This is a genomic window from Nocardia sp. NPDC102475 (assembly GCF_055584605.1).
The window spans coordinates 22,905-29,173 of record NZ_JBVJLS010000040.1 but is presented as its reverse complement, the minus strand read 5'-3'; the positions used below and the strand labels follow the sequence as shown (position 1 = coordinate 29,173).

General features: G+C 62.8%; 11 protein-coding genes. 5 read left to right on the top strand and 6 right to left on the bottom strand.

All coding sequences use genetic code 11. The annotated features are described in order from the left end of the window. The 4 genes from ACZ60G_RS41575 to ACZ60G_RS41560 form a co-directional block, all read right to left on the bottom strand. A partial coding sequence (locus ACZ60G_RS41575; protein ID WP_465817561.1) for a hypothetical protein occupies window positions 1–195 on the bottom strand: 195 nt, incomplete at its 3' end. Beyond that, complete coding sequence (locus ACZ60G_RS41570) at window positions 192–452, bottom strand: hypothetical protein (protein ID WP_465817559.1); 261 nt, start codon at window positions 450–452, stop codon at window positions 192–194. The genes ACZ60G_RS41575 and ACZ60G_RS41570, both read right to left, overlap by 4 nt. Continuing rightward, on the bottom strand, window positions 449–715 hold the full coding sequence (locus ACZ60G_RS41565) for a MerR family transcriptional regulator (RefSeq protein WP_465817557.1): 267 nt from the start codon (window positions 713–715) through the stop codon (window positions 449–451). The genes ACZ60G_RS41570 and ACZ60G_RS41565 overlap by 4 nt, the downstream gene beginning before the upstream one ends. Beyond that, on the bottom strand, window positions 712–888 hold the full coding sequence (locus tag ACZ60G_RS41560) for a hypothetical protein (RefSeq protein ID WP_465817555.1): 177 nt from the start codon (window positions 886–888) through the stop codon (window positions 712–714). The genes ACZ60G_RS41565 and ACZ60G_RS41560 overlap by 4 nt, the downstream gene beginning before the upstream one ends. A gap of 114 nt (window positions 889–1,002) precedes the next feature. Here ACZ60G_RS41560 and ACZ60G_RS41555 point away from each other — a divergent pair, with 114 nt between their 5' ends. Together ACZ60G_RS41555 and ACZ60G_RS41550 are read left to right on the top strand one after the other, a co-directional pair. After that, on the top strand, window positions 1,003–1,335 hold the full coding sequence (locus ACZ60G_RS41555; protein WP_465817553.1) for a GntR family transcriptional regulator: 333 nt from the start codon (window positions 1,003–1,005) through the stop codon (window positions 1,333–1,335). Between the two features lie 28 nt (window positions 1,336–1,363). Continuing rightward, the gene (locus ACZ60G_RS41550) at window positions 1,364–2,392 is read left to right on the top strand and encodes a phosphotransferase enzyme family protein (RefSeq protein ID WP_465817551.1); all 1,029 of its coding nucleotides are present in this window, start codon (window positions 1,364–1,366) and stop codon (window positions 2,390–2,392) included. 4 nt (window positions 2,393–2,396) lie between these two features. Here the strand turns inward: ACZ60G_RS41550 and ACZ60G_RS41545 are convergent, their stop codons facing one another. Beyond that, window positions 2,397–3,623 carry a hypothetical protein gene (locus ACZ60G_RS41545; protein WP_465817549.1) on the bottom strand — a complete coding sequence of 409 codons (1,227 nt, stop codon included), beginning with the start codon at window positions 3,621–3,623 and terminating at the stop codon, window positions 2,397–2,399. 420 nt (window positions 3,624–4,043) lie between these two features. Between ACZ60G_RS41545 and ACZ60G_RS41540 the strand changes: the two genes are divergently transcribed. From ACZ60G_RS41540 to ACZ60G_RS41530, 3 genes are all read left to right on the top strand, one after another. Next, a complete protein-coding gene (locus tag ACZ60G_RS41540; protein ID WP_465817548.1) occupies window positions 4,044–5,045 on the top strand; it encodes a replication initiation protein in 1,002 nt (333 codons plus the stop codon). A 2-nt stretch (window positions 5,046–5,047) separates the two neighbouring features. After that, the gene (locus tag ACZ60G_RS41535; RefSeq protein ID WP_465817546.1) at window positions 5,048–5,314 is read left to right on the top strand and encodes a sigma factor-like helix-turn-helix DNA-binding protein; all 267 of its coding nucleotides are present in this window, start codon (window positions 5,048–5,050) and stop codon (window positions 5,312–5,314) included. Window positions 5,315–5,375: 61 nt separating this feature from the next. After that, on the top strand, window positions 5,376–5,651 hold the full coding sequence (locus tag ACZ60G_RS41530; protein WP_465817544.1) for a hypothetical protein: 276 nt from the start codon (window positions 5,376–5,378) through the stop codon (window positions 5,649–5,651). A gap of 29 nt (window positions 5,652–5,680) precedes the next feature. Here the strand turns inward: ACZ60G_RS41530 and ACZ60G_RS41525 are convergent, their stop codons facing one another. Next, window positions 5,681–6,157, bottom strand: coding sequence for a hypothetical protein (locus ACZ60G_RS41525; protein WP_465817542.1), 477 nt, complete (start codon window positions 6,155–6,157; stop codon window positions 5,681–5,683). Window positions 6,158–6,269: the final 112 nt, after the last annotated feature.

The window sequence follows — 6,269 nt, the reverse complement described above, 5'->3', positions numbered from 1 at the left end:
GATGTCGTACAGGTGCGCTACCTGCTCACGGCCATAACGGCGGAACGGGATCTTGCCCGCGATGTCCTGGCCATTGCGGCGCAAACCCTGCGCCTCGAGCTGGCGACGCGTCCGCAAATGCGAAGGCGCGGTACGCCAGTCGTAAACCGGGATCCCGCCCTCAACACGCTGCGTGTCATCAGCCGGGGCGCTCATCGCTGCCACCCCGCCGGCGTCTGCACCGGAACGCGCTGCATGTGCTGGCAGTCAGTGCGCGACTCCTGGCCCGGCGCACAGATATTCGGCGACGGCGTATACGACTGCTGATCAACCCACGCCACCGAGCAGCCGACCATGCCGATCAGCAACCCAAACACCAACAGCGCCAGCTGAACCTGCGGCGGCAGCACACGGAAACCACGTCCCATCGCAGACGCGACCGCGGCGTCCGTCCGGGCGACCGGCCCGATCATCGCGTCACCGCCTGAGCCGCGCTGACCAGAGAAATCAGCCCCAACACCTCACGGCGATCGACTCGCGGCGAGCCTGCAATCCGGTACTCGCTCAAGCGCTGCTCAGTGATCCAGCGGCGAATAGTCGGATGAGTCACCCCCAGCAGTGCCCCAGCACTGCGAAAAGTGATCAGCTCGGTCGGATCCGGCATGGTCACCGCGACACCCCCGCGCTGATCTGCCCCTGCGTCATTCCGCTGGTAGCGGTCCAGATCGGTGCTCATCGCCGCATCCCCCGATGGCGACCGAATGGAGTCAGAGCACGGACGAACCAGTGCCCGATGAGCACAAGCACGGCGGCGGCAACGACAACGCCGATCACGAATTCCGGATAGCGGATCAGCATGTACGCCGCGCTGAGCAGGGCAATCAGCGCGAAAATTGGATGTCTCATCATCTCCTCCAACATTTGGAACATTCGAGTGACTCGATTGAATCATGGTTAATCGGGTAAGTCAATCGAGTCAATCGGTTGACTTGAGGTGACCCCTGAAGGGCTTAATCTTGATCTGTGAAGAACCCGCCGCCGACGCCCAAGTACCTGCAGATCAGCGCCTACTGGGAGGCCGAGATCGCCGCAGGTCGACTCCGACCAGGGGACCTGCTACCGACGAAAGAGCAGCTCAAGGAACAGCACGACGCGTCGTTGAACACCATCGACAGCGCCCTGGGCATGCTGCGCGAAAAAGGCCTGATCGAGTCCAGGCAGGGCCGCGGCACCTACGTGATCGAACCTCCGAGTAGCCCCCCTACTCATGAGGATGAGATCGAAGACCTGAAGGCCCGGGTTGCTCGCCTTGAAACCCGAATGGACGAATGGACCGCAGGCGCCGAGTCCGAATAACGGCGGTCCATCTTGCAGGACTGGGTCGATGCGGAAAAAGTGGTTTGAAGTCATGTCTTCACCGTCGTCGCGCCGTCCGGCGTGTCGGGAGATAGCAAGGGTTAGCAGCCACGCGAGCACCTGTCCCCCGGTTAACCTGATCTGCGTGGCCCGCTCATCCGCTCCGTCTTTCCTGCCCGAGACAGTCGACGCGGTGCTGGATCGTGCGTGCCGAACAGTGGGCCTAGATTCCGCTGATGCGGTCATGTTGCGGTTGGGCGAAAACATGCTCTACCAGCTGACATCGGAACCGGTGATCGTCCGCATCGCCCGGAACATGAAGCACTGGAAAGACGCCGAAAAAGAGGTTGCGGTCGCGAATTGGCTTTCCGGCCAAAGGTTCCCGGCCGCGCAGACCTACGACATCGGTGATCGAGGGCAGCCGATCGAGATTGACGGGCACCCGGTCACGTTCTGGCGATTCATCCCGGGGCGAGCAGCCGACCTCGCCGAAACTGACATCCTCGGCGGGCTCCTCCGCCAGCTGCACCAGCTGTCCCGACCAGCCGAGCTGACGCTTCCAGCCGTACAGGCATTCAGCCATGTTCCGGCGCGCCTGGACACTGCCCCGATCCCGGCCGCGGACGCCGATTTCTTGCGGCACCGAGTACGCGAGTTGGAGCAGGAGCTGCAAGCGCTGACCTTCCAGCTACCAGCGACCGCGCTGCACGGCGATGCTCACGTGAAGAACGTCATGATCACCGACGACGGCCAGGCGGTGTTGATCGATCTGGAGGCGTTCGCATTCGGGCCGGCGGAGTGGGATCTGGCCAAAACAGCGGCCGAGGCGTCGATGGGGATGCTCGCCGAACAGGACTATGCCGCGTTTGCCAGTGGCTACGGCTACGACATCACCACCTGGTCCGGATGGCCAATCCTGCAAGGGATCCAGCAGGTGAAGATGGTCAGCTGGTTGTCACAGAACGTCGATCACTCCGCACGCGTCCGCGGCGAATACGAGAAGCGGATCCGCACACTACGCACCGGCCAACTGACCGAGCCCTGGCGCGGTCTCTGACCCCTCAGCGCGCCACTGCCACGATCGCGGGATGGTGGGTGTGCATGAGATCGACGAACTCCACGAGCGCGCGATGACGTGAGCCCCCAGCGGGGAGCCGGTTGTAGAAGTCGTGCAGGTACCGCAGATATCTCGCCGACCGCAAGTCACCGCCATTGACGACGGCGGCAGCTGCCAGTGCCCCGGCATCCTCCCAGTCGCCAGCGACCAACGCTGCATCAGCCGAGACCATCTGGATGAACGCCCTGGTCCGGGGCGGGGTGTCGTCGGTGAGGGCATCGCTGACGAACGTTCGGGTCTGGGGCACAAGCTGCAGATCGCGCCAGCAGTGGCTGGCGTCGCCCGCGAGTTCGGCTGGGTCGTAGTAGCCGATCCAGGTCGGTTCGTCGCCGTGGCGGCGTTCGAAGAGTTGCTCGGCACGGTGGATCGCGGTTGCGGTGCCCTTCTGGTCCGCCAGACTGGCCAGGCCACGCGCCTCCATCATCACGCACATGGTTTCGACGCTGGGTGTGCCATGCCCTCGCAGAGCCGACTGGGCAGCTCGCGCGTACATCACTGCATCGTTGTAGTTGCCAACGAAATTGGCTTGATGGGACAGGTTGGCCAACAACCTGGCGCCCATGAGATGGTCGCCCGCCTCCTCGGCGAGCTTTAACCCTTGGATGAAATATCGGATTGCAACCGGATGGCGACCGACGTCATAGGCGCTCCACCCCAGGAGCTGCGCGACTTCGGCAGCGGCGGAAAAGATTTCACGTCGGGCCACCCCTGGATGCACTGCGTGCAGCTCGGGCAAAACTTGGTTGCGGAAGAACTGGAGCAGCGCCCGGCGGGTGTGGCCGCCACCTTTCTGGAAATCCATCGACATCATGGTCGACACCGTGTTGCGGATCCTCTCAGCAGCCGCAACCCCGAAGACCGGCTCACCCGGAAGCGCCAGCGCAGGCGATTGGGCAAATAAGTAACCCGTTACGACTTGGGACGCACCCAAACTACTGATCGTGCCTGCTCTGGCTAGGGCAGGGTCGTTGCTGCTGTCGCTGTCGGTCAGGGCCCCCATCACGGTGATCGCCGAAACAACGTCACGCTGATACTCGCGCCCCTCCTCGAGCGGATCGCCAGCATGAGGCAGATGTAGCACTCGGGCCAGCAATTGAGAGTGAAGCGCATCCGGCTTGGTGTGGCCGTTCTCCCAGCGTGACACCGCAACTTTCAGACTGGCTGGAGTCATCAAGCGGACACCATCGCGCTCGGCGGCCGAATTCAGCGCAGCGACAAGAACGGGAACCGACCAACCCCGGGCTTTCCGAGCCGTTCGGATGTCCTCGCCTCTCATATCCCTCCCCCCAGTTCTTGCTGTTTGCGACGCTACTCCGGTTCACGCGGTAGACCTGGAAGCCTGATCATGCTCGGCGGGTCGTACTTCATCAGGAACTGCCGACCAACCTGGACGGGAAGATATATGCGGTAATGCGCATATGCATATTTACGCATATATCTTCCCGTAAGAAACCTCCGGTTTCCACGTGGGGAGCCTGAACTACCGGATTAGGCCAAGTTCGCATGTCGTACCTCATCATTTCAATGGATTAGGCCAAGTTTGCGTGTCGCACCTCATCATTTCAACGATCTTGGGGCAGACTGCGCCACCATGCAGACCGAACAAGACGAGTGGGAGCTGGACGCCGATTGGCTCCCATTCGCGTTCGAGGAGCATTGGAAGCCTCGCAGACCGCTTGCTGGCAAGTCGAAAGACGGTGGCTACTACCGAACTTCGCGAGAGCGGGCGTTGACCATGCCGTACTTCGAGGCGAACCCGAAGGCGATGACCTCGCTAATCATCACCGATCATGACGGCGGTCGGGCCGACGAGATCGCCGCGTTGGCCGGATTGCCGGTGCCGTCCTACATCGCGGCGAACCGGTTCACCAACGACGGTCACATCGTCTACGCGCTGAAGACCGACGTCATCCTGACCGACGCGGCGCGGCGCGCGCCGGTCAACCTACTGGCTCGGATCGAGGCCGGCCTCAATGACGTTCTGGCCGGTGACGTTGCCTACGGAGGAAGGATCACCAAGAATCCTCGCCACGGCGATCACCTGACATTGTTCGGGCCGGAGTACGCCACCTATGACCTCGCGGATCTCGCTGGGCCGCTTGAGAAGCTGGGCGCGCTCCCCAAGTGGTCGACCTCGACCGAACGACGCAAGAAGCTCCGCACGTCAGGGACCGGCCGCAACGTCGACCTGTTCGACTTGGTGCGGAAATGGTCGTACCGCAGGGTCCGCAACTACTCCAGCCATGGACTGTGGTTCCCAGTCGTCCATGATCACGCATGGGACCGCAACATGGACATCATCGGCCCGGCCTACGCCAAGGGGCCGATGGAGGACGGGGAAGTCCGCCAGATCGCACACTCCATCTCGAAATGGACCTGGAGGCACATCACTCGCACGTTCAGCGAGGAACAGTCTCGACGTGGGAGGCGCGGCGGGGAAGTAACCGCGGCCAAACTCAGCGACGACGAGCTGTCAAAGCGCGGACGAAAGGGCGGCAACGCGAAGTCTGAAGCCAAACGCGAAGCCGCGAGACGCAACGCGACAAAATACGATATGAGCGCAATCGTCCAATCCGCATTGGAGGAGGCGTAACGATGGCTGCCAAGAATCCAGTACGGCGCACCCGCACCGCGCGGGAGCTCGCAGAGCAGTACGGCGCGTCCACGCGGACCATTCAGCGACTCATTGCCGAACCCCGCGAGGATTTCGAGGCACGAGCACGTGCACGACAGCAGCAAGCGCAGGAGCTGCGTGCGTCAGGAATGAAGTACCAGCAGATTGCCGAGGAGATGGGAATCTCGATCGGCTCGGTCTCGACACTTCTACGGCCGCGGCGCGCGCCCGAATCAGCCGCTTCCTGACCAGCCTTTATTGGCGTGCTTCGCCACCGTTCCTGAACACCGAACGGAAGGCGGATCCACCATGGTCTCCGAGCCGCCGAGGATCGAGCAGTTCATCGTCGCCCGCTTCGCCGACGACGAACAAGATCCCGCACGCGAGCGTTACATCGCGGCGCTGCGGACGGCAGTCATCTCCGTGCTCGAGTACGAGGGCGAGCTGACCCACCTGTTCGGCGCGACGCCGGCCGCCGACCGGTCGCGGCTCGAGCACATACAGACCTTGCGCGCCATCGCGGAAATCTGGCGAGACCACCCGGACTATCAACCGGATTGGGCCGTTTCGCACCCTCGATTCTGACCCGGATAAAGCTGCTCAGCAGTCCTTTCCTACTCCGCGACAACAGCGCGGGCGCGTTCCGCGTCGTGCCAGCGACTGGCGTACTTTTCCTGGGCCGCGATCTTGCGCTTGTACCAGTCGAGTGCCCCCTGCTTGGTCATGTCGAGCGCGTCACCGATCGCCGACCAGCTGATGCCTGCCTCGCGGGCGAACTGCATCACCGACCAGCGGCGGCCGGTGAGCAGCTCGACCAGGCGCCGGTTGGCTTCGAGGGCCTGCAGGGCGGTGACGTCGGCGAGCTGGGCCAGTTCGCTTCGCATGTGCGCCGCGACGTCGACCTCGGCATCGGCGGGGGTGATCTCGCCCGCATCGAGTTTGGCCAGCGTCTCGTGCGTGTGCCGGATGTGGTGGAAGGTGTTCCAGGTCGCGTGCAGGGCGCGCTCGTCCCCGTCGCGCAGGACGGCGTCGATGTCGGTGCCGGCGGGCAGGTAGCCGAGGTCGGTGGTCTTGAAGTACGGAATTCCCATGCGACAAGTTTACTTGACTCGACCAGTTTTCTTGACGAATCGACAAGATTTCTTGACGCTCGCGTGTTCGATTCCTGACCGCCGATAAGCGTGCCTATCAGCGAACTCATAG